Source organism: Dichotomicrobium thermohalophilum, from assembly GCF_003550175.1.
GTDB classification, from domain to species: domain Bacteria; phylum Pseudomonadota; class Alphaproteobacteria; order Rhizobiales; family Rhodomicrobiaceae; genus Dichotomicrobium; species Dichotomicrobium thermohalophilum.
Map to the genome: position 1 here is coordinate 989,977 of NZ_QXDF01000001.1, position 20,249 is coordinate 1,010,225.

A 20,249-nucleotide genomic window follows, 5' to 3' on the forward strand; every position below is an offset into this window, starting at 1 on the left:
CCGCTCTGTCTCGCCAACCTGTCGGAGCACCGGCTCATTCCGCATCATGCTCCGCCCTCGCACTCAGAAATTCTCACGCAGCCACTGGCCGACCCGGGCGAAATACCCCCCGGACGGAACGTGCGCCGACATCGCAGGAGGCTCGGCCCGCTGCTGCACGCTCGCTTGCCGCTCCACGGGCGCGCGCAGGAGATAGTTCAGCGTCCCCACCGCGGCCGCAAGCGACGGGTCTGCATTGGGCGGCAGCCCCGTCACTGCCTCGGGTCTCCCGGTCCGCGCGACGCCGCCGAAGATGCGCTCGGCCAACTCGGTCGCACCGATGAGCTGCGCGCCCCCACCCGTCAGCACGACGCGTTCGCTCACGGCCGGGTCACAGCCGGCATGTTCGAGCCGTTCCTGCAGCTGCGAGAACATGTCCTCCAATCGTGTGCGCACAATGGCGGCAATATCCGCCTTTGTCGGATAGATGTAACGTTCTTCGCCATCTTCACCAATCAAAGGACACACAACCTGATCGTTATCGAGTGCCGCATCGCTAAAAACACTGGCATACAAGGTCTTTAGCCGTTCAGCCTCGGCGCGGGGTGTGGACAACATCCGCGCCAGATCGCGGGTCAGATGCTCCCCGCCCGACGAAAGCGAATCAATATGCACCACCTGACCGTCGCAGAAAGCGGCGAGCGAGGTCGTGCCCGCCCCCATGTCGATGCAGGTCACGCCGAGGTCGCGCTCCTCCGCTGTGGCAGCTGCCAAACCGCTTGCGAGCGGCGCGGCGACGAGGCCGGCCAGATGCAGATGGCACCGTTCAACGCACAGCGCGATGTTCTTCGCCGCCAGCGGCGCCATGCCAGCCGCGAGGACGTTCACCTTGAGCGTGTCGCCGATGAGGCCGCAGGGATCCTCGATCTCGGGAACGTCGTCCAGCCCATAGCCGGCGATGACAGTGTGCAGGATCGACTGGCCGTTGCGCCGAGCGTACTGCTCAGCCGCGAGCAACGCCCGGCGGATGTCGAGTTCGTCGACCGTGCGTCGGGCGATCGGCACGCTGGCGGTAAAGCTTTCACTCGACAGGCCCGCGCCGGCGAAGGTCACGTAGACCTCATCGACCGTGACGCCGGCATTGTGCTCCGCGCGCCCGACGGCGGCGCGGACCGCCTCTTCTGCCGCGTCGAGATCGCCGATGCTCCCGCCCGAGATACCGCGCGCCGCGGTTTGCCCGAAGCCGAGGATGCTGATGCGTGCGTGCTCAACCTTCTGCGCGAGCCATTTCGGCGGCGGCAGCAGTCGCGCGATCATACAGGAGACCTTGCGCGTTCCCAGATCGAGAACCGCCGTGGTGCGCTCCTTCGTGATTACTGCGCTGCGATTGTCCCACATCCCTGGCTCCGCGAACCGATCACAGAGGCCGCGCCCGCGCTTGCTTGACCCCATCCGAAAACCGGGCGGTCGGCCCGGGGGCATCCGTTTTAGGCGCGTCCCGGCGCAGCGCGATCCGCCCTGGCACGCGCATGTCGATCACCGTCACCTCTGCGGGCAGATCAGCGCCGAGGAGGCGCGTCAGCGTCGGCAGCGCCTTGGCCGCATCGCGGGCCGGAAGCTGCACACGCAGGCCGTCGTCCAGGACGAGGTCCCAGCGCCGCAGCTCGACGCGCTTCGCCAGCGCCACCTGCCGCGCGACCGCCTCGTGCTGTTCAAGCGTGGCGAGCAGATCGGCGGCGGCTGTATGGGCGCCCTCGCCAGCGATGCGCGGCAGATCGGCGAACTCGGACGTCACCGGACCAAGCAACTCGCCCTCGCGGTCGATCAGCACGGTGTGCCCGCGAATCTCCCAGCGCGCGAAAGGTTTGCGCTCGCGCAGTTCGACGATCAATGTAGACGGCCACAGTCGCATCACACGCGCGCTCTTTACCCAGCCGATGTCCTCAAGCCGCGCCTTGGCCGCGCGCGTGTCATAGCTGAAGATTGTGCGGGTGCGCGCCATCTGCAGCGCCTCGTGGAGGCGTGCGGTCGGCATGTGAACACGCCCTTTGACGATGACCTCGTTAATTCCGAATCCCCCCGCAATCAGTGCCGTCTCTGCGCGCGTCGTAAGCGATTGCTGCCACGCCGCGAGATGTCCGCCCAGCGCCGCCCCATACACCGCGACAGTCAACAAAAACGCCGCCGACAAATAGACGCCGAGGCGGGACGCTTCGTCAGCATGCGCAATCAAATGCCGCCATACAGCCGAGCCTTGCCTTTCGCGTCCTGGACGCGCCGTTGTGTGCGGTGCTCTGCGCCGGCGGCGCATCCGCGCCCCAGATACGAGACTATGGCGAGTCGCGGGATCAATCCAGGATTGCAAACGCCCAACTCCACAACTAGAAGGCTTTAAAACTAGCGAACGAGGCGCGGGTCGCCGAATTGGCCGCAATTTTCGAGGTTGATCCCTTAAATTTCGGTAAATTTTAACCGTGAGGGCGTGCTGAAGTGGCGGATGCCGATTTGGGACAGGGCGGTTAAGCGGAAGTTGCCCAAGAGTCGACAAAGCCCGGCCGGTGACCGCGCTTTGTCCCGAACGAGGGCTTTAAAGCGCGCGTCCAGCCTGCTGCCGGACGCGCGAAACGCTTTAGCTGGCCTGATTGAACAGGTGCTCGACGTATTCCCAGTTGACGAGGTTGTCGAAGAAAGCCTCCAGATACTTCGGCCGCGCGTTGCGATAGTCGATGTAGTAGGAGTGCTCCCAGACGTCACAGCCGAGCAGCGGCGTCGCGCCGTGCACAAGCGGGTTCTCGCCGTTCGGCGTCTTCATCACCTGCAGCTTGCCGTCCTTCATCGCCAGCCAGCACCAGCCGGAGCCGAACTGCGTGACGCCGGCATCGATGAAATCGGCGCGGAACTTGTCGAAGCCGCCCAGGTCCTCGTCGATCTTCGCGGCCAGCGCACCCGGCACACTCGTGCCGCCGCCGCCGGGCTTCATCCACTGCCAGAAATGCATGTGGTTGTAGTGCTGGGCGATATTGTTGAACAGGCCCTGGTTGGTGCCGTGGGCGCCCTTGACCACCTCTTCGATGCTCTTGCCTTCGAGGCCGGTGCCCTGGATCAGGTCGTTGGACTTCTCGACATAGGTGTTGTGGTGCTTGTCGTGATGGTATTCGAGCGTCTCGGCCGACATGTACGGCGCGAGTGCGTCATAGGCATAGGGAAGTTCGGGCAGCGTAAAAGTCATAAAACCCTCCAAGCGTTTGGCGTTGAGAGAAGTCTATGCTCTAGCTAATCGCAAGCGGAGGGTTAGGCAAGCGGCGCGCGCGACGGTGTGGAGAGCGGAGACGGCCCGGAACCCCTGCATTCCGCGCCGCCTCCAACCGTGCCGAGGAAAGGTATGGTTGATCACAGGGATTGACGGTTATGAGGATGCCAGCGCGGATATGAACGCGGCCTGAATGGTGGATTTGGCGCGCGTTCAGGGTACGGCCCAGGCACTCAACTCGCACCAGGGTGTCAAAAATGAAAATGTCAGCCGGCCTGTAAGCCGGGTTCTGTGCGCGGGGCTCGCCCGCGTGATGGCCATTCATCTGGGACGCGCGTTGCCGCGCGCCTCGTGCAACCAACCCGGGCGGCGGTCTGGAAACGGACCTGAAGGCGAACCTTCATGCCGCCCCTATTCGGTCTTGCTCCCGGTGGGGTTTGCCGTGCCGCGCCTGTTGCCAGGTCGCGCGGTGCGCTCTTACCGCACCCTTTCACCCTTACCCGCGCGGCCGCGGGCGGTTTGCTTTCTGTGGCACTTTCCCTGGGGTCGCCCCCGCCGGACGTTATCCGGCACCGTGTTTCCATGGAGCCCGGACTTTCCTCCGCCGTTCGCTAAGAGCGCATTCGCCCCACATGAGCGGATCGGCGGCGGCCATCCGGCCGGCTGACATATTCCATAAATGGGGATTTTGCGCGCAGGTCAAGGGCGGGCGGAAGGAGCGCGCCTTTTCGCGCGCCCCTTTATTGCGGCTTACTGCGTGGTGCCGCCGGTGTTGCCGCCGTCCATCATTTCGTTGGCCGGGGCATCGGCTGACGGCGTCGTCTGGACCCGCATCTGCACGTCGCCGTAGCCATAGAACGACAGCGCGCCGAAGATCAGACCGAAGACGATCGCGGTAACGATCGCGTTGGCGAGACGGTTGCCAAAGGCGATCAGGTTGCCAAGCAGGCTAACGAGGAACACGACGCCGGACGCGATCAGGACCGGCTCCAGCCAGAAATATTCTGCGGGTAAAAACATTGGTGCACTCCCCTGTGTTGGCTCTAGCCGCGTGCGCAGCCGATGAGCTTTATAATCGAAACATGAAATTGTGATTACATAAAATGCGATCTGCCCACGGGTTGGGCAACGGCTATGGCTCTGAGGCCTCTTCGCCTCTCTGTTCCGCCGTGTTTCCCGCCCGTCGGGCCATGCGCTCCGCGCGCCGGCGGCGATAGGCGCGCACGAAATTCAGGCTCAGCCGATACCCACCCGCAGCAATGATAATGGTCCATGGGAGCGACCCGAGCACGATCGGAACGCCCCAGTAGGTCAGCAGGGTTTCGATCCACGCCCACACCGCCTCGAAGAAACCGGCATCCGACGGCGCGGTGCTGGCAAACAGGGCGGCGAAGGCGTCATAACCGGCGATGTCGTTCCAGTGGCCGAGCATGAGCTGGCCAGTGATGTAATAGACGTAATAGACCGGCACGATGGTCAGGATGTTGGTCACCCAGGTGAAGGCCACCGCCGGGATCAGCGCAAAGCGCCAGCCGATCATCCGGCTGCCGATCGTCCAGCTCAACAACACGCCGCCCATCTGCAGGCCGAACAGCGGCACGAACGCCCAGATGAGCCCCATCATCACGCCGCGCGCGGTGTGCTCAGGGGGGTGGCCGCTGCGGATCATCGGGATGTGCAGGCGATAGCGAATCAGCCGTGCAAGCGGGCTGCGGCGCTTGGAGCGCGGACCGGCTGCCATCGGCGGCCCCATGGGTTTATCGTGTGTCGCCATAAATGCGCGTTCGTTTGCCGTTTTGGTGGTCCGGCAAACCATCTGCGCCGGCACGCTTGGCACTTAGGCGCAGGCGCATATGCGCGTCAAGGCGCCGGGCATTGTTCACGCGGATCTGGCCGCTGCGCTTTCGGCAGGGTTAATGGCGCGGCCCCATGATCACATTGTCTTTCAAAACTTGTTGCAAAAAGGATTTTAACTTGATTGGGGCAAGGATTTCTTCCAAGGCAGATTCAGCTTGTCTTTTTGGCAGGCGGGGCACGCAGGTTTTCGCGTCGCCGGGGGGAACGCCGATCCCGCCCGCCCCGTTAAAGGGTGCGCGGCAAGACACAATCAGCGAGAACGAACATGAGCGCGGTCAGCAATGCCAATCTGAATGAATGGGTCGCCATCGCCCAGCAACTTTGCCGGAATGCGCCGACATCCGCCGCTTGCCCGGATTGCGGCCAAAGCACGCTGGTGATGCGTGACCGGGAATATGGCCCGCCGCACAGCCGGGGCCGGGAGCGCTATCTCATCTGCACGAGCTGCGGGGCGTTCAACGTCGTGAACCTGCGGCGCGCCGGATGCAGCGAGGCATCTTGAGCTAGCCGCAGGCCGACCGATCAGGCCGCGCGCGACGCTCGCGCGATGCGTCGTGTATGCTTATGTCGTAGGTGCATGAGCAGTAGAAGGCGCGTCCCATGAGCAGCCTAGCGGGTCGGAACATTCTCTTCATCCTCGGGGCAGGCATCGCGGCCTACAAGGTGCTCGATGTGATGCGCCGCGTGCGCGAGCGTGGCGCGCATGTGCGCACGATCCTCACCTCCGGCGCGGCTGAGTTCGTCACGCCCCTGAGCGTTGGCGCCCTTTCGGAAGCGCCGGTCTTCACAGAGTTGTTCGATCTCAAGAACGAGACCGAAATCGGCCATATCCGCTTGGCGCGCGAGGCGGACCTTATCGTCGTGGCGCCGGCCACGGCCGATCTCATGGCGCGAATGGCGCATGGTCAGGCCGATGACCTTGCGACGACCGTGCTGCTGGCCGCCGACAAGCCGGTGCTCTGCGCGCCGGCCATGAATGTGCGCATGTGGCATCATACCGCGACGCAGCGCAATCTCGCCCAGCTTGCGGAAGACGGCATCCATTTCGTCGGCCCGGATGAGGGGGCCATGGCGTGCGGCGAATACGGGCTTGGCCGGATGGCGCCGGTCGAAGTGATTGTCGAGAAGATCGAAGCGATGCTTGGACCGGAAGCCCGTCCGCTGGCTGGCCGGCACATCCTTGTCACGGCCGGGCCAACGCATGAACCGATCGACCCCGTGCGCTTCATCGCGAACCGCTCGTCCGGCAAACAGGGCTACGCCATTGCCGAAGCGGCGGAGGCCCTGGGGGCCTGCGTCACGCTCGTTTCCGGGCCGACCGACTTGGCCGCGCCGCCAGGCGTACGGCGTCTCAACGTCGAAACCGCCGAGGAGATGCTCGCTGCGGTCGAGAACGCGCTGCCGGCCGACGCGGCGATCTTCGCGGCCGCTGTTGCGGACTGGCGGGTTGCCGAAAATCCCTCGGCCAAGCTGAAGAAATCTGGCGGCGCGCCAACGCTCGCCCTGACCGAGAACCCCGACATCCTCAAGACCATCGCCGCGCGCGAGGACCGGCCCGCGTTGGTCGTCGGTTTCGCGGCGGAGACGGGCGACGCGGCTGCCAAGGGGCAGGAGAAGCGCCGCTCCAAGGGCTGCGACTGGATCGTGGCGAACGACGTGTCGCCAGAGAGTGGCGTGTTTGGCAGTGACGAGAACGACGTCACGCTGGTGACGGGCGAAAGCGCGGAAGACTGGCCGCGGATGAGAAAAGCGGAAGTTGCCCGGCGACTGATGACCCGCATCGCGGAAGCGCTGGAGGGGCGGCCGTATCTGCCGACGAGGGCGGGTCATGGCGCCTGAGATCGAGGTTGCCGTCCAGCAGCTGCCGCATGGCGCGGGCCTGCCGCTGCCCGAATATCAATCCGCCGATGCGGCCGGGATGGATCTGCGCGCTGCCCTGGCAGAGCACGAGCCGCTGACGCTGCGGCCGATGGCGCGCGCTTTGGTGCCGACTGCTCTGGCGATCGCCTTGCCGCCGGGCTACGAGGCGCAGGTACGCCCACGCTCGGGGCTGGCATATCGCCACGGCATCAGCGTACTCAACGCGCCGGGTACGATTGACGCGGATTATCGCGGCGAGGTCCAGGTGCTGTTGGTCAATCTCGGCGGGGAGAATGTCCTCATCGAGCGGGGAATGCGCATCGCCCAGCTTGTCGTCGCCCCTGTGACACGCGCGCAGCTCCGGCTGGTCGAGGCGCTGCCCGAGACGCAGCGTGGAGCTGGCGGCTTTGGCTCCACCGGCGGGACTTGAGGCTCAACCGGCTTGTTTCTGCGAGAACTGCGCGAGCAGCGTGTCCTTCGCCTCGTTGATCTTCATCGCCAGATAGGTCGAGCCGCCCTGGTCCGGGTGAAACTTCTTCATCATCTCGCGATGCGCACGGCGAATTTCCTCCGGCTTGGCGCCCGGCCATAGGCCCAGAATGCGATAGGCTTCAGCGATGGTCATCGGTCCGGAAGCAGCGGCGTCGCTCGTTTCGCTCGCGCGCGCGCCGGGCTGATCGCGCCAGTCAGGCGCAACACGGTCCAGATAGGCCTCCACCAGTTTCGCACTCTGCGCGTCGTGCGAAAGCGTCTCCCGCAAAAGCGTCAGCAGCTCCGAGGTCTCCATGCTGGAGAGCCTTCGCCCGGCATATTGCCCCGCGAGAACTTCGCCATCCATGTTCCCTGTGTCGTGGTCGAGCGTCATCTCGACGAACTCGGCCCGCACGGTTGAAGCCTGCCCGCCGCTGGGGCGCGCATTGCCGGGGATCGGACCGGTCTGCCCGCCGATTGACGGCAGTCGCCAGCCCAGCAGCCACCCGCCGATCAGCGCAAGCGGGATCGCCATGCCAATGCGCCCGGCGAGCCCCAGCCCGATTGCCAGCCCGAGCAGCCCATAGCCCCCGCCGCGCCGGATTGCCCGCGCGCCTGCCTTGGGACTCATTCGCGCGACACGGCCAGCGTAAAGCAGCAGCAACAGCAGAAGCAGGACACCGATAATCAGGAATTGCATGACGCGCCCGTCAGGATTTGAGCTGTTCGAGCAGCAGGCGCCCCGGCCCCGCGCCTGATCGGCTGAGGTCTTCCAGCGCCCGTCGCCCGCCGGCAGCGTAGACGGCGACGGCCTGCAGCAGCGCGCGCAGGGAATCCGCCGCGCCCGCATCGAACCGGCAATAGGCGCCGCCGGTGAGCCGGGCGATTTCCCTGAAGGCGGTGGCGGCGTTTGGCTTGTCGCCCTCCTGGAACATGAAGGCTGGAACTTTCAGCATGCCCAGCTCGCCGGCCGTGTTGGCCAGCGCGTCGATATCCTCTTCCATGCTGTCGCCAACGAAGACCAGCGCGCTGACTTCGTTGGCCTCGGCCTCGCTGCGCGCGTGCTTAAGTACCTTGCGGATCTGCGTGAAGCCGCCGCGGCAGGCGACGCTGGTCATGAGGCGCGTCAGGCCATGCGCATCCGAGACCCATTTCGACGCGCGGCACTCGTCGAAGCCGCGAAAATACATGAGCTGCACATCCAGCCCGCCGATCTGCGCCACCGCCTCGAACATTTCGCCTTGAAGCTGCAACGCCATGTCCCAGGTTGGCTGGCGGCTCATGGTGGCGTCCATGGCGAAAATCAGCCGGCCGCGCTGGGCGGAGTTCGCAGGCATGCTGCGGACTTGCGCGACGAAAGCATCAATCTCGTCGGCGCTGGATTTCGCGGGCGCTTTGCCGGGGTCCGGCGTCTGCTCGGCCGGGGCCGGCCGCGTCTTGTCGGGTGAGTCCTTGGTCGACATCTCTCTCCAATCGTGATGTTGAGCGTATATTAGTGCGCCGCGCCCGCGGTGTCAGGACTTTCCAGCGCTTTGGCGCGTTTCGCCGCGTTTCCCGTGCTTTCGTTTTTGCCAAAGCTTGCTATTGTGCGGCGCGAATTTCCGCATCAGCACAAGGGTTGATTGCCGTGGCATTGCCAGTCGTGCGCACCGTGAGTCATCTGCGCGACGCCGTCCGCCGCTGGCGGCGCAAGAACCGCAAGATCGCGCTCGTGCCGACCATGGGCGGGCTGCATGAGGGGCATCTTTCGCTCGTGCGCCTCGCCCGCAAGAATGCGGACCGCGTGATCGTCTCAATCTTCGTGAACCCGACCCAGTTCGGCCCGGATGAGGATTTCGAGAATTATCCGCGCGACGAGCATGGCGACAACCGGCTTCTGTCGAAGGCCGGGGCCGACCTCGTCTATGCGCCATCAATCCTGGAGATGTACCCGAACGACTTCGCCACGCGCGTCGAGGTTGCCGAGCTGACGCAGTGCCTGTGCGGGACCTCGCGCCCGCATTTCTTCGCCGGCGTGACGACCGTCGTGACCAAGCTGTTCCTGCAGAGCCTGCCGGATATCGCGGTATTCGGCGAGAAGGATTATCAGCAGCTTCTGGTCATCCGACAGCTCGTAAAGGACCTGAATTTCCCGATCGAGATCATCGGCGGGCCGATCGTGCGCGAGGCGGACGGATTGGCAATGTCCTCGCGCAACGCGTATCTTAGCGAGGCCGACCGGGCGACCGCACCGCAGCTCTACAAGGTGCTGAGCGACATGGCGGAAGACCTCGGTGCGGGGCGTGACGTCGAGAGCACGCTCGCGATGGGCGCCAACCGGCTGCGCGGGGCGGGTTTTCGCATCGACTATCTGGATGTGCGCACCGACGACACGCTGATCCCGCTGGAAGGGCAGGTGGTCGACTCGGCGCGGATTTTCGCGGCGGTCTGGCTCGGCGAGACACGGCTCATCGACAACGTGCCGATCCACCTGATCGACGATCCGGTTGTTTAGCGTCGGGTCATTGCAAGGGCCGCCGGGCCGAAGCAATGACGCAGCTATCTTAAACGGCTAAATCAGAGCGAGTTCGGCGAGCGCCGCGCGCATGCCCGGAGGGATGTCATCATTCGCGCCGCTGGCGAGGTCCGGCGGCGCATCCTCCGGCTTCAGATAGCGCCAGCCCTGGAACGGGCGGCGGGGGCGCGGCTGCACCGGGATCAGTTCCGGCGCGAGCACGATGGCGCATAAGGCTCGCCCGTCATGGTCGGTTTCGGCGCGCAAGTCGCGGATCGGCTGGCGTGCCTGGATCACTCCCTTGATCACCCAATAGAGCGAGCCGCCGTCCTTGAGCGCGTCGGCCTGGCGCGGGAACTGGCGCGTTCGATGCACGATCTCGCTGCCGCGCCGGGCGATCCGCCGCTCCTGATCCTCGATGCTTTCGACTCCAACGCAAAGCTTGATGAGATGCAATTTCGCCCTCCAAACGCTTGCGGCCAGACCACCGCAGAGGATCGGCGGTCTGGCCGCGACGCGCAAGGCGGGGGCGTCAATCCGCGTGGGATAAGCGGGCGCTCATCCACAGTCGCGTCAGGCGAACGCTTCGTCGCCTTCCTTCTCCTTCTCGGCCTCAACGTCCTCCTCGTCGAGCAGGCGGATGCCGATATAGCGGATGCGTCCGCCGATCTTGGCCTTCTGCACGCCGAGATCGGCGAATTGCCGCCCGAAGATCGGCAGGCTGACCGGCGTCTTGTCCTTCAGGTCGCACCAGTTGCAGTAGTCCTCGAACAGCGCCAACGCGGTGACGCTGGATTCCTTGGACTGCTCGACCCGCTCGTCGAAATACATCTCCACGTCGGTCTTCTCGTAGGGCAGCTCCGCTTCGTCCGGCGCGACCAAGGCGGGCAGCGTGCGCTTCGGCGGCGCCACGGTCTCGACCGGCGCAGGCACGCCCAGCGCCTTGTCATCGAAGATCTTCCAGTGGCTCAGCGCGACATAGAAGCCGAGCGCCGATCCTGCCTCGACCAGCACCGAGACGAGAATGATCAGCGCAAGCTGCACGCGGTCCGTGCCCAGCCCCGAGATGTTCGAGAGGATCGCCGCCTGCGGGTCGGCCTCGGTCGCCGGGCCGGCGCCTCGCAGCTCGTTCAGCTCGGCACGCACCGCCACGATCCGGTCATCGAGCTTCGCGGCCTTTTTCGCCGCGGCCAGCTCGGCTTCCAGCGCGTGGAATTCGCGGCAGTAGGCGATACTCTTCGGCACTGTCGCGTTGGTACAGCCGACCGTGGAATCCCAGCGGCGGTGCTGCTTCATACGGTCGATGTTGCTTTCGACCACGCCGGCCGGCCGATGCTGTGGCAGCCCCGCCATCTGGTCGCGCAAATACTGCAGTTCCGAGCGCAGGTCCTTGTAGGCCGCGGCGGTGACGGCGCGCTCGTTCACGGTGTCCGTGCGGTTGAGCGCGGCGAAGCCGAGCGAGGAGGTGAGCGAATAGGACGCGCAGATGGTGAGCAGCAGGATCGCGCCCAGCGCCTGCGACCACTGGCGGCGCCTGAAGGCGATCAGGATCAGGAATGGAATCAGCGCCTTGAGAACATCGGATGCCGCGCTGGCGGCGCCGTAGATGTGTGCGTCAAATTCCGTTTTGCCGAGACTGAAGCCGAAACGCCAATTCATCGCCGCGGATACCACAAGCAGTATGGTGGCGGCGAAAACCCCGAGAACCCCCAGAACGTGTCTCATCGAAACAGCCCCCTGTCTGCCGCTTAATGCAGCCTTATCGTCCTTGGGGGCCTGGCGAAGGCGTTGCGCGGGCGTACGCGACTCGGTGCAGGCGCGCATCAGCGCCCGGTCGGAAATATTCAGATGAACGCAAAACGACTGCCCCGTCGCGAGTGTCCAGTCACGACGCGCTAGCCTGATGAAGGCTTTTCCGGCAGGGACGTCAATGTTGCCGCATCTGTCCCCAACTCCGCCTCGTCACACTCCCGGCCGCCCGTTCGCCGTTCTTGTTTGACCGAGAGTGTTCGAATCGGCGGGCCGGAAAAATTGAAGTGAGTCAGGCCCCCTCACTCCAAAAGATAGCTGATTCGCGGCGGTCAAGGAAAGGCGGTGATTTGCCCAGATGTTGTGGCGTTGTCCCCAATACTTCGCCCATTTGGTCACAGGCGGGGAACAAGGGGTTGAGAGTCAGCGCGTCTCGCTCTCGGGCATCTGCTTCAGGCGGTGGAGCAACGATCCCGGGGAGGCGTCAGATTCAGCGTTGTCGTTGGCCCGAGACGACTCGGGGGTGGCCACGCCATTGCCCGACGAAGTTGCCATTTCGCCCGCGGCCGTGCTGGTGCTCTCACTTTCCTCTGGTGTCGCGGAGGCTGATCCGGTTTCACCCTCTGTGGCCGAAGGGCCGGATTCCGAGGCGTCAGCGTTGCCGGACGGAGGCGTCTCGGGCCCGGCCGGATCCTCCCTCAGCTTGCCGGAGGTGAGCTTGGCGCTGCGGTAGCGGTCATAGAGACTGCTGTCCTCATCAGGTTCCTCGCCGCCCACTTGCGTCGTCGCTTCCGCCTGAGGCTCGGTCGCCGGTCCTTCCTCTGGCGCAGGTCTGTTCGTTTCGAGGAACGATTGCGGCTCGGTAGCGGCGACATCCGCCTGCAGGCCGGGATCTCCGGCCCCTGAAACTCCGCCCGCCAGTGTTTTCGGCTCCTGCTCCGACTCCTGCTCGCTCGGGCCGAAATCGCCGACGCGCCTAGGCTGCGCTGGATGGCCCGACAAAGCCGCGCCACCGAGCAGCCGGGCCGCGCTCACCTCCCCCGGCGTCGGTGCCGCCGGGTCCGGGTTATGTCCGCTGCCGGAAGCGGCGCTGGTCTTTGCGTTCCGGTTTGCGCCCGCAAGCCCGGCAAGCTTCTGCATAGCGCCACGAGCGAGACGCTTGGGCGCGGCAGCCGCCCGGGCGAGGGTACTGCCCGAACGTGGCGCGCGCGCAGTCTTCGCAGCCGGTTCAGCAAGAGCCGGTACGCGGGAGCTGCCGGCGGTGTCGGCGATAATCGCATCGATCGAGCGCATCAACGCATCCGTGTGCTGGGCCGGCGCGCTCAGCCGGCGCGGCTCATCCTCCGAAGTGTCATGCGCGATCGCTCGCTGCGGCTCGCTTTCGGGCAGTGCGGACGCCGTTGTCACGACCTGGTCCGCGAGCTGCTGCAGCTCGGTGCGGAGTTCCTTGATCTGGTTCGCCTCGCGGTCATAGGCGACGGCCAGCCGTTCGCGCAGCTTCGACAACTCGACATTCAGCCGGTCGTATTCCGCTCGGTAATCGTGGATGGTCCACTCCGTCGGCCGCAGCTTGAAGCGGCCTGCATTCTGCGCGCCGGACATTTCCATGGCCTGGCGCAGGCGCGCGATCTCGGCCTGCTGCATTTCGGTGGTGCGCTGGGCGATGGCGAGTGCCTCTTCGCGATGGCGCAGCCGGTTGACGATGGTATCGATCTCACGATCGCGGACATGGACGAGTTGCCTGGCGTCCTCTGCTGCGCGATTGAGCTCCGGGACGCGCGTGGCGATCGTTCGCCGCAGGACTGAGGCGGCGTTATGCTCGGCTTCGAGCTGGCAGCGCAGCTTCTGCGTTCTGTCGTTGAGATCGGCGATTTCCATCTGCAGCCGGCTGATTTTCACTAGCTGCCGGGCCGAGCGCATCTTTTCCTGGGACAGCGCCGCTTCCAGCCGGCGGATGATGATGGCGTAGCTGGCGCGGATCTGATCGCGCTCGGCCTCGGCCTCGGCGATCGACATGGGCATGCTCTGTTCAAGCCGACGCGCCGTCAGCCGCTCTGCGCGGCGCCAGAAGGCCGGCGCCAGCAACAACGCGATGAGCATCGCGATCAGGAAGCCCAGCGCGACCAGCATGACGTAAAGGATCATGGTCTAGCGGCTCCCCGATCAGGCATGGCGACTCCCAAAACGCGGCAACAAAACACCGCCCGCGATCGTCGATCGCGCCCCCAGCTTTACCTTCTTGCCGGATTATACCACCACAGACAAGAAGGCTCTGTGAACGGGCGGCCCTAGAACGGATTCCAGGTCGGCTCGCGCGTGTACTTCAGATAACCGACGTTCGCGCCCAGCCGCAGGCCGATGCCCGAACGGATCGGCGCCAGGACCACCTCCCCATGGCGCTGAAACGTGATGCCGACGCCGCCAACAAAATAAGCCGAGCCATCGACGCCGGCGAAACGGTGATAGATTTCGCCCGGATGCTGGATGTCGTAAACCAGGATCATGGTCTTGGAGCCTTCAGCGCCGAAATCGTAGCCGATCGACGGTCCCTGCCAGAACACCCTGTGGCGGCCGAGATGCTTTGTGTAGAGCATGCCCTCGCCGTAGCGCAGGCCCGCCACGAAAGCGCCTCCGGCTTCCTCGCCGAGGATGTAGCCGTTCGGATAACCCTGGCGCGAGAAGGCATATTCGACGACGCGCGCCAGCCCTTCGGTCACCGTGCCGAAAAAGCGGTGGCCCGCGGCGATAATCTCGTCGGCCGTGTAGTTCTCGTCCTCGTCATAGGCCTCGCGCGGCGGCGGGTCATAGCGGCGCGGCCGGTCATCATACCGGCGTGGCGGCTCGTCACCGTAGCGGTCATCGTAGCGCCGGCCCTCGCGCGGCGGCGCCAGCCGTTCTGGCTCGTAGCCGTCGCGGCTGCCGATATCATCCTGCCCGGTAGCCTCATCCTCCTCGCCCTGCCATGGCGGCAGATAGCCTTCCTCCTGCTCGCTCTGGGCGAGTTTGATCGGCTCTGCGCCTGCGGCCGGCGCCTGGAGCACGAAGGCAAGCGCAAAGGCCACGAAGGCCAGCGGCTTCATCAACCCCGTCATCAGATCGGTCTCCCGTTCTCAAGCCGTCGTCCGACGCCAACGCTGGCGCCGTGGCGAATCGGCATCTCACATCAACCTTTGCGGATAATGGTAAACTGTGGCTAAAGCCCGCCAAGATTGGCGGCACTTGCGGTCTCACTCCTGCACAGGCTGGCGGCCCCAGGCGATGAAGCCGGGATTGCGGTAGCCGTCTTCGGCCTTGCCGTACCGGAGCGGCGTGCCGTCCTCGGTGAGCACGACGCCGCCGGCTGCGCGAAGAATCGCATCCCCCGCGGCAGTGTCCCACTCACAGGTCGGTCCGAGCCGCGGGTAGACATCCGCCAGGCCTTGTGCGATCCGACAGAATTTAAGGGAAGAGCCGGCCTGAAACGTTTCCGTGACGCCGTGCGTTTCGAGGAAGCGCTCGGTCGTTTCGTTCATGTGCGAACGGCTGGCCAGCGCGACCAGCCGGCCGGGAGCGGGGTCACGGGTTTGTAACGGCTCGTGGGAGACGGAATCGAGCGGTTTGACCGTGTCGGTCCCGACTTCCGCCCTGACGGCACGATCCTCGGCGATGGTTAGAAAAAGCTCGCCCAGAGCCGGTGCGAGGATCAACCCGAAACGCGGGATATCGCCGTGCACGAGCGCGATGTTAACGGTGAACTCCCCCGTGCCCCTCACGAACTCCTTGGTGCCGTCCAGCGGATCGACGAGGAAAAACACGTCATCCGTTGCAGGGACACTGCCGGAGGCAACCGCCTCCTCCGCGATCACCGGCACGTTGGGCGCGACCCGTGCCAGATCCGCAAGGATGATCTTCTCCGCTGCCTCGTCGGCATCCGTCACCGGGCTGGCATCCGCCTTTTCGCGCACCTGCAGCCCGCCGGCGTAGATTTTCCTGATTGCCTGCCCCGCGCGTTGCGCGGTCTCGGCCAGCATCGCAGCCAGCGCGTCGAAATCGATGTCAGCAGACGTCATACGGCAGTCTCCGCGCGGGCTGTCATATTCGCGGCCACGCTTATCAGCTAAAATCACGATCGCCAAGCGGGCTGGGCCACTAAGATGGATTGAGCGCGGCGTGTGTTTTCCACTAATGCGTGCGGAGAAAAGCGCGAAATTCATGGGAATCAGCGAAGATGGGGGATGCGACACCCAAAGCCGCTTGGCAGTCGCGGGCGAACGCCTATACCACTTAAGGGTGTGGCGGCAGGGCACGCGCCAGCTTCCCATCCGTTAGCGGGGGCTTTTGAGGGAGCGGACTTGATTGTGCCATGCCGGCGATTTTACCTGCCACGGAACCACCGAGCCGGGGCGGTTGCGAGACGGACGAATGCTTGAGGAGGCGCAATGACAGTGAAGCCGGCTTTGGCCGATATCCAGCTAACGGCGTTCATGTCGAGCAGGATTTGCCATGATCTCGTCGGTCCCATAGGGGCGATCAACAACGGTCTGGAACTGCTGGAAGAAGAAACCGATGAGGATGCGCGCGCCTATGCGCAGGAGGTGATCCTCAACAGCGCGCAGGCGGCATGGACCCGGCTGGAATTCGCCCGGCTGGCCTTCGGCGCGTCCTCGGGGATGGGCCAAGCCGTCGACATCGGCCAGGCCGAGCGGATCGCGCGCGGCTACGTCGAGGAGGGCAAGCACCGCCTTCAGTGGCACGCGCCGAAGGACATACAACTCGACAAGAGCCATGCGCGGCTTCTGATGATCATTATCGCGATCGCGATTCCGGCATTACCGGTCGGAGGCGCGCTGCATGTCGATGTCGCCGCCGCGGAAGGCGCGCCGACGCTGACCGTTCGCTGTGTCGGCCGGAATGCGCGCATCCCGGACAAGGTTGACGGCATCCTCTCGGGGGCGGACCTCGAAGGTCTCGATCCGCGCTCGATTCTGCCGTATTACGCGGCACGGCTGGCGGACGAGGCCGGCATGACGATCACTGTTGCCAAGGCGGGTGAGGATGTCGTCTTCACCGCTGCGCCTGCCTAACTTTCTCGTCATTGCCGGCGCGGCGATGCCATCCAGCCAAAGGCTTGACGCTGGATTGTTGCCGCCTCGGGCCTGCCGCGGTGTGGCTTCGGCGCTCCCTTCCTGAGCACTTAGCGTTTGATTAAAGTCTGGCGCGCACTCTTCACGCCGGTCCCGCGTAAAGAGTGAGCGTCCCATGCCCTACTGCCTGATCGCCGATGACAGCCCGGCCATGCGCAAGGTCGTGCGCGGCCTCCTGATGGAACTTGGCTTTGAAGTGGACGAGGCCGCCAACGGTCTTGAGGCCTTGGACAGCTGCCGCGCCCGCGCGCCAGATGCGGTCCTGCTGGACTGGAACATGCCGGTGATGGACGGGCTCGGCTTTCTCCACGCACTCCAGGACGCTGCGACCGGGACGCGTCCCAAAGTGATCTTTTGCACCACTGGCGCCGAGCAAACGCCGATCATTCGGGCGATGTCCGCTGGCGCGAGCGAATACCTCGTCAAGCCGTTCGACAAGGAGTTGCTGGCCAGCAAGTTCGTCACGCTCGGTCTGGCCTGATCAGGGGCCGCGGACGTGCACGCGGCGGCTTCGGCAATCGCTCCTTGCACAGGTGGACATTTCGTCGCACCATAACGCATTCGTGAACGAGAACGCGGTTCAAACGCGCGCTTCTTGGAGGAAACGTGCCGCGCTTGCCCGCTGTGGGCGCGGCGTATCGCGTCGGAGGTGTGTCATGAATGTGGCGTCCATCCTGAAGCAGAAAGGCCGCGATTGCGCGACCATTACCGGCAATCAGACCGTGCAGGAGGCTGTGCGGATGCTGGCCGAGAAAAACATTGGCGCCCTTGTTGTCGTGGACGAGGCAGGAGACATCGCCGGCATCGTTTCGGAGCGCGACATTGTCGCCAACCTGGCCAACGGACACGCCGAACTGCTGGCCGGGCCGGTATCGCGCATCATGACGCGGGATGTCTTTACCTGCAGCCCATCCGACAGCACCGAACAGCTCATGTCCCAGATGACGCGCAGCCGCATTCGCCACCTGCCTGTTAAAGAGGACGGCAAGCTGGCCGGAATCATATCGATCGGCGATGTCGTAAAGTGGCGAATCGCGGAGATCGAGTCGCGGAACGCGGCGCTGCAGGAATACATTGCGACGGGTTAATCGCCCTTGCGGTAGACCGCTTCAGGGTCGAACAGGCGTTCGCCATCACGCATTTCCAGACGGGTGTCGGCCCCGGCTGTCTGCCCAAGCGGTACCGCGCGATAAAAGCAAGAGCGCCGGCCCGTGTGGCAGCAGCCGCCCGAGCCGGCCATGCGCACTCTTAGCCAGATCGCGTCCTGATCGCAGTCGGTGCGCATTTCCACGACGTTCTGCGTGTTGCCGCTGGTTTCGCCCTTGCGCCAGAGCTTGCCGCGCGAACGGCTCCAGTAGTGCGCCTCGCCGGTCTCGATCGTGCGCGCGAGCGCCAGCGCGTTCATCCAGGCGAGCATCAAAACTTCTCCTGTGTCGACGTCAGTCACGACCGCGGGCAGCACGCCACTGTCGCCGAATTTCGGCGCGAAAACCTCGCCTTCCTCGATGTCCACGCCCTCGCGCGCGGCGAAGCGGGGCTTTTCCTCTGTCGTCATTTCACGTTCCTTGTCAGCGTGATAGTGGCCTTTCCACAGCGTCGCCCGGGGGAAGCCCCTACACATTAGCGCGAAATGTTGTACAACGCTGGCCATGGTGCAAGCGAAGCCATCCCACGTCGCTCCAGTCACCGACAGCCCGTCGCGCCTCTCCCCGGAAGCGATCGAGGAGATGTTCCGCCGCTTTCAGGAGGCGAAGCCCGCGCCGGAAAGCGAGCTGGATTATCGCAACCCGTTCACGCTGCTGGTCGCGGTTGTCCTGTCCGCGCAGGCCACGGACGCTGGGGTCAACAGGGCGACCGAAAAACTGTTCGACCTCGCCGACACGCCGGAAAAGATGGTCGCGCTGGGAGAGGAACGCGTGCGCGACATGATCAAGACGATAGGGCTTTACCGCAACAAGGCAAAGAACGTCATCGCCCTGTCGCAGAAGCTGATCGAGGACTTTGACGGCGAAGTGCCGCGCGACCGGGCGGCGCTGGAAAGCCTGCCGGGCGTCGGCCGGAAGACCGCCAACGTCGTGATGAACGTTGCTTTCGGCGCGCCGACCATGGCGGTCGACACCCACATCTTCCGCGTCTGCAACCGGACCGGCCTTGCGCCGGGCAAGACGCCGCTGGATGTAGAGCACGGTCTCGAGGCGGTGGTTCCTGACAAATACGCCCGCCACGCGCACCACTGGCTGATCCTGCACGGGCGCTATGTCTGCAAGGCGCGCAAGCCGCTATGCGGCGAATGCGTGATCCGCGACTTGTGCCTCTATCCCGACAAGACCGCCTGAGGCGGCCATCCCGCGAACACCAACCAAGAGAGTACGCTTATGAGTATGGAACTTGACGTGGTCGGAATCGGCAATGCCATCGTTGATATCATCGCGCGCTGTGACGACGACTTCATCGCCGCCGAAGGGCTGGCGAAGGGGGGTATGCGCCTGATCGACGCGGGCGAGGCCGACCGGCTCTACAGCAAGATGGGGCCAGCCACAGAGATGTCCGGCGGCTCCGCCGCCAACACCTGCGCGGGGCTTGCTTCTCTCGGCGCGCGTACGGCCTTCATCGGCAAGGTGGCCGATGACCAGTTCGGTACGATTTTCAAGCACGATATCCGCTCGATCGGCGTTGAGTACGAGACGCCCCAGAGCCACAGCAACGCGCCGACCGCGCGCTGTCTTGTGCTGGTCACGCCAGACGGCGAGCGCACGATGAGCACCTATCTCGGGGCGTCCACCGAGCTGGGCAACGGTGAGATCGTACCCGAGGTGATCCGCACGGCGCGCGTCACATACCTGGAGGGCTATCTGTTCGATCCGCCGGAAGCGAAGGCGGCGTTCCATGAGGCCGCGCGCATCGCCGCGGAGGCCGGCCGGCAGGTCGCGCTGAGCCTGTCCGACACCTTCTGCGTCGAGCGCCACCGTGCCGCGTTCCGCAGCCTGATCCAGGGCGGGGTGGATGTGCTGTTCGGCAATCAGGAAGAGGTTTGTGCGCTTTACGAGACCGACACGCTGGAGGACGCGCTGCCGCAACTCCGCGCCGAATGCACGCTGGCGGCAGTGACGCGCAGCGGGGAGGGCTCAATCATCATGACACCGGAAGACACCATCGAGATCCCGGCGGCGCATGTCGATGAGGTCGTGGACACCACCGGCGCGGGCGATCTGTACGCCGCCGGCTTCCTGCACGGCCTGGCGCGCGGGCGGCCACTGCCGGAGTGCGGACGGCTGGCGAGCCTGGCGGCGGCTGAGATCATCTCGCATATCGGCGCGCGGCCCGAGACCTCGCTGGCCGATCTGGCCAAGAGCAACGGCCTGGCGGCTTAAAGACACGATACGTCAAGGTAGCTCGAAAATCGGTCGTCATTGCCGGGCTTGTCCCGGCAATCCATTCGCCGATCAGGGTCGGTTGCACCTTGGAT

22 protein-coding genes and 1 other RNA gene are annotated in these 20,249 nt (G+C 64.8%); 9 read left to right on the forward strand and 14 right to left on the reverse strand.

All coding sequences use genetic code 11. The annotated features are described in order from the left end of the window. Positions 1-63 precede the first annotated feature (63 nt). The 6 genes from ftsA to BXY53_RS04485 form a co-directional block, all read right to left on the reverse strand. The gene (gene ftsA, locus BXY53_RS04460) at positions 64-1,377 is read right to left on the reverse strand and encodes a cell division protein FtsA (RefSeq protein WP_170144335.1); all 1,314 of its coding nucleotides are present in this window, start codon (positions 1,375-1,377) and stop codon (positions 64-66) included. Positions 1,378-1,396: 19 nt separating this feature from the next. Next, positions 1,397-2,290 (reverse strand): cell division protein FtsQ/DivIB, encoded by an 894-nt coding sequence (locus tag BXY53_RS04465; RefSeq protein WP_119060681.1) that lies wholly within the window; start codon positions 2,288-2,290, stop codon positions 1,397-1,399. Between the two features lie 318 nt (positions 2,291-2,608). Beyond that, positions 2,609-3,208 (reverse strand): superoxide dismutase, encoded by a 600-nt coding sequence (locus BXY53_RS04470; RefSeq protein WP_119060682.1) that lies wholly within the window; start codon positions 3,206-3,208, stop codon positions 2,609-2,611. A gap of 283 nt (positions 3,209-3,491) precedes the next feature. Then, positions 3,492-3,896: RNase P RNA component class A (gene rnpB / locus BXY53_RS04475), an RNA gene on the reverse strand. A gap of 83 nt (positions 3,897-3,979) precedes the next feature. Beyond that, entirely contained in the window at positions 3,980-4,249 is a 270-nt protein-coding gene (locus BXY53_RS04480; protein WP_119060683.1) for a hypothetical protein, read from the reverse strand. A 112-nt stretch (positions 4,250-4,361) separates the two neighbouring features. Next, complete coding sequence (locus BXY53_RS04485; RefSeq protein WP_170144337.1) at positions 4,362-4,970, reverse strand: DUF2062 domain-containing protein; 609 nt, start codon at positions 4,968-4,970, stop codon at positions 4,362-4,364. Positions 4,971-5,351: 381 nt separating this feature from the next. Here BXY53_RS04485 and BXY53_RS04490 point away from each other — a divergent pair, with 381 nt between their 5' ends. The 3 genes from BXY53_RS04490 (at position 5,352) to dut (ending at position 7,376) form a co-directional block, all read left to right on the forward strand. Next, positions 5,352-5,588, forward strand: a complete 237-nt coding sequence (locus BXY53_RS04490; RefSeq protein WP_119060685.1) for a hypothetical protein — start codon at positions 5,352-5,354, stop codon at positions 5,586-5,588. 98 nt (positions 5,589-5,686) lie between these two features. Further along, positions 5,687-6,925, forward strand: a complete 1,239-nt coding sequence (gene coaBC / locus BXY53_RS04495; RefSeq protein WP_119060686.1) for a bifunctional phosphopantothenoylcysteine decarboxylase/phosphopantothenate--cysteine ligase CoaBC — start codon at positions 5,687-5,689, stop codon at positions 6,923-6,925. Beyond that, positions 6,915-7,376 (forward strand): dUTP diphosphatase, encoded by a 462-nt coding sequence (gene dut / locus BXY53_RS04500; protein ID WP_119060687.1) that lies wholly within the window; start codon positions 6,915-6,917, stop codon positions 7,374-7,376. Before coaBC ends, dut begins: the two co-directional genes overlap by 11 nt. A 3-nt stretch (positions 7,377-7,379) precedes the next feature. Here the strand turns inward: dut and BXY53_RS04505 are convergent, their stop codons facing one another. Both BXY53_RS04505 and BXY53_RS04510 read right to left on the reverse strand, forming a co-directional pair. Next, positions 7,380-8,117: a DnaJ domain-containing protein gene (locus BXY53_RS04505; protein ID WP_119060688.1), complete on the reverse strand. Its 738-nt coding sequence runs from the start codon at positions 8,115-8,117 to the stop codon at positions 7,380-7,382. Positions 8,118-8,127: 10 nt separating this feature from the next. Further along, the gene (locus BXY53_RS04510; RefSeq protein WP_119060689.1) at positions 8,128-8,880 is read right to left on the reverse strand and encodes a VWA domain-containing protein; all 753 of its coding nucleotides are present in this window, start codon (positions 8,878-8,880) and stop codon (positions 8,128-8,130) included. A gap of 164 nt (positions 8,881-9,044) precedes the next feature. Here BXY53_RS04510 and panC point away from each other — a divergent pair, with 164 nt between their 5' ends. Continuing rightward, a complete protein-coding gene (gene panC / locus BXY53_RS04515; protein ID WP_342634960.1) occupies positions 9,045-9,911 on the forward strand; it encodes a pantoate--beta-alanine ligase in 867 nt (288 codons plus the stop codon). A 57-nt stretch (positions 9,912-9,968) separates the two neighbouring features. Here the strand turns inward: panC and BXY53_RS04520 are convergent, their stop codons facing one another. The 5 genes from BXY53_RS04520 to cysQ all read right to left on the reverse strand — a co-directional run bounded on the left by BXY53_RS04520 (position 9,969) and on the right by cysQ (position 15,766). Next, positions 9,969-10,367: a DUF1489 family protein gene (locus tag BXY53_RS04520; RefSeq protein ID WP_119060690.1), complete on the reverse strand. Its 399-nt coding sequence runs from the start codon at positions 10,365-10,367 to the stop codon at positions 9,969-9,971. Between the two features lie 117 nt (positions 10,368-10,484). Continuing rightward, positions 10,485-11,636, reverse strand: a complete 1,152-nt coding sequence (locus BXY53_RS04525) for a hypothetical protein (RefSeq protein ID WP_119060691.1) — start codon at positions 11,634-11,636, stop codon at positions 10,485-10,487. Positions 11,637-12,083: 447 nt separating this feature from the next. Beyond that, positions 12,084-13,805: a hypothetical protein gene (locus BXY53_RS04530; protein ID WP_119060692.1), complete on the reverse strand. Its 1,722-nt coding sequence runs from the start codon at positions 13,803-13,805 to the stop codon at positions 12,084-12,086. A gap of 143 nt (positions 13,806-13,948) precedes the next feature. Then, positions 13,949-14,752, reverse strand: coding sequence for a DUF1134 domain-containing protein (locus BXY53_RS04535; protein ID WP_245410355.1), 804 nt, complete (start codon positions 14,750-14,752; stop codon positions 13,949-13,951). 135 nt (positions 14,753-14,887) lie between these two features. Then, entirely contained in the window at positions 14,888-15,766 is an 879-nt protein-coding gene (gene cysQ / locus BXY53_RS04540; RefSeq protein WP_245410421.1) for a 3'(2'),5'-bisphosphate nucleotidase CysQ, read from the reverse strand. A 312-nt stretch (positions 15,767-16,078) separates the two neighbouring features. Between cysQ and BXY53_RS04545 the strand changes: the two genes are divergently transcribed. From BXY53_RS04545 to BXY53_RS04555, 3 genes are all read left to right on the forward strand, one after another. Beyond that, a complete protein-coding gene (locus BXY53_RS04545; RefSeq protein WP_119060695.1) occupies positions 16,079-16,723 on the forward strand; it encodes a histidine phosphotransferase family protein in 645 nt (214 codons plus the stop codon). A 175-nt stretch (positions 16,724-16,898) separates the two neighbouring features. Further along, a complete protein-coding gene (locus BXY53_RS04550; protein ID WP_119060696.1) occupies positions 16,899-17,264 on the forward strand; it encodes a response regulator in 366 nt (121 codons plus the stop codon). A 175-nt stretch (positions 17,265-17,439) separates the two neighbouring features. Then, the gene (locus BXY53_RS04555) at positions 17,440-17,871 is read left to right on the forward strand and encodes a CBS domain-containing protein (RefSeq protein ID WP_119060697.1); all 432 of its coding nucleotides are present in this window, start codon (positions 17,440-17,442) and stop codon (positions 17,869-17,871) included. Here BXY53_RS04555 and hisI read toward each other — a convergent pair. Next, a complete protein-coding gene (hisI, locus tag BXY53_RS04560) occupies positions 17,868-18,338 on the reverse strand; it encodes a phosphoribosyl-AMP cyclohydrolase (protein ID WP_119060698.1) in 471 nt (156 codons plus the stop codon). The two genes, BXY53_RS04555 and hisI, sit on opposite strands and share 4 nt — an antisense overlap. Positions 18,339-18,432: 94 nt before the next feature. On the opposite strand from hisI, the gene nth reads away from it, so the two are divergent. Further along, complete coding sequence (gene nth, locus BXY53_RS04565; protein ID WP_119060699.1) at positions 18,433-19,119, forward strand: endonuclease III; 687 nt, start codon at positions 18,433-18,435, stop codon at positions 19,117-19,119. Positions 19,120-19,158: 39 nt separating this feature from the next. Further along, positions 19,159-20,154 (forward strand): adenosine kinase, encoded by a 996-nt coding sequence (locus tag BXY53_RS04570; RefSeq protein WP_210209145.1) that lies wholly within the window; start codon positions 19,159-19,161, stop codon positions 20,152-20,154. Positions 20,155-20,249 lie beyond the last annotated feature (95 nt).

Bases quoted from the DNA above. Each gene is read 5' to 3' on its own strand.
- ftsA (WP_170144335.1), bottom strand. From the start codon at position 1,377: ATGTGGGACAATCGCAGCGCAGTAATCACGAAGGAGCGCACCACGGCG.
- BXY53_RS04465 (WP_119060681.1), bottom strand. From the start codon at position 2,290: ATGCGCCGCCGGCGCAGAGCACCGCACACAACGGCGCGTCCAGGACGC.
- BXY53_RS04470 (WP_119060682.1), bottom strand. From the start codon at position 3,208: ATGACTTTTACGCTGCCCGAACTTCCCTATGCCTATGACGCACTCGCG.
- BXY53_RS04480 (WP_119060683.1), bottom strand. From the start codon at position 4,249: ATGTTTTTACCCGCAGAATATTTCTGGCTGGAGCCGGTCCTGATCGCG.
- BXY53_RS04485 (WP_170144337.1), bottom strand. From the start codon at position 4,970: ATGGCAGCCGGTCCGCGCTCCAAGCGCCGCAGCCCGCTTGCACGGCTG.
- BXY53_RS04490 (WP_119060685.1), top strand. From the start codon at position 5,352: ATGAGCGCGGTCAGCAATGCCAATCTGAATGAATGGGTCGCCATCGCC.
- coaBC (WP_119060686.1), top strand. From the start codon at position 5,687: ATGAGCAGCCTAGCGGGTCGGAACATTCTCTTCATCCTCGGGGCAGGC.
- dut (WP_119060687.1), top strand. From the start codon at position 6,915: ATGGCGCCTGAGATCGAGGTTGCCGTCCAGCAGCTGCCGCATGGCGCG.
- BXY53_RS04505 (WP_119060688.1), bottom strand. From the start codon at position 8,117: ATGCAATTCCTGATTATCGGTGTCCTGCTTCTGCTGTTGCTGCTGCTT.
- BXY53_RS04510 (WP_119060689.1), bottom strand. From the start codon at position 8,880: ATGTCGACCAAGGACTCACCCGACAAGACGCGGCCGGCCCCGGCCGAG.
- BXY53_RS04525 (WP_119060691.1), bottom strand. From the start codon at position 11,636: ATGAGACACGTTCTGGGGGTTCTCGGGGTTTTCGCCGCCACCATACTG.
- BXY53_RS04530 (WP_119060692.1), bottom strand. From the start codon at position 13,805: ATGATCCTTTACGTCATGCTGGTCGCGCTGGGCTTCCTGATCGCGATG.
- BXY53_RS04535 (WP_245410355.1), bottom strand. From the start codon at position 14,752: ATGACGGGGTTGATGAAGCCGCTGGCCTTCGTGGCCTTTGCGCTTGCC.
- BXY53_RS04545 (WP_119060695.1), top strand. From the start codon at position 16,079: ATGACAGTGAAGCCGGCTTTGGCCGATATCCAGCTAACGGCGTTCATG.
- BXY53_RS04550 (WP_119060696.1), top strand. From the start codon at position 16,899: ATGCCCTACTGCCTGATCGCCGATGACAGCCCGGCCATGCGCAAGGTC.
- BXY53_RS04555 (WP_119060697.1), top strand. From the start codon at position 17,440: ATGAATGTGGCGTCCATCCTGAAGCAGAAAGGCCGCGATTGCGCGACC.
- hisI (WP_119060698.1), bottom strand. From the start codon at position 18,338: ATGACGACAGAGGAAAAGCCCCGCTTCGCCGCGCGCGAGGGCGTGGAC.
- nth (WP_119060699.1), top strand. From the start codon at position 18,433: ATGGTGCAAGCGAAGCCATCCCACGTCGCTCCAGTCACCGACAGCCCG.
- BXY53_RS04570 (WP_210209145.1), top strand. From the start codon at position 19,159: ATGAGTATGGAACTTGACGTGGTCGGAATCGGCAATGCCATCGTTGAT.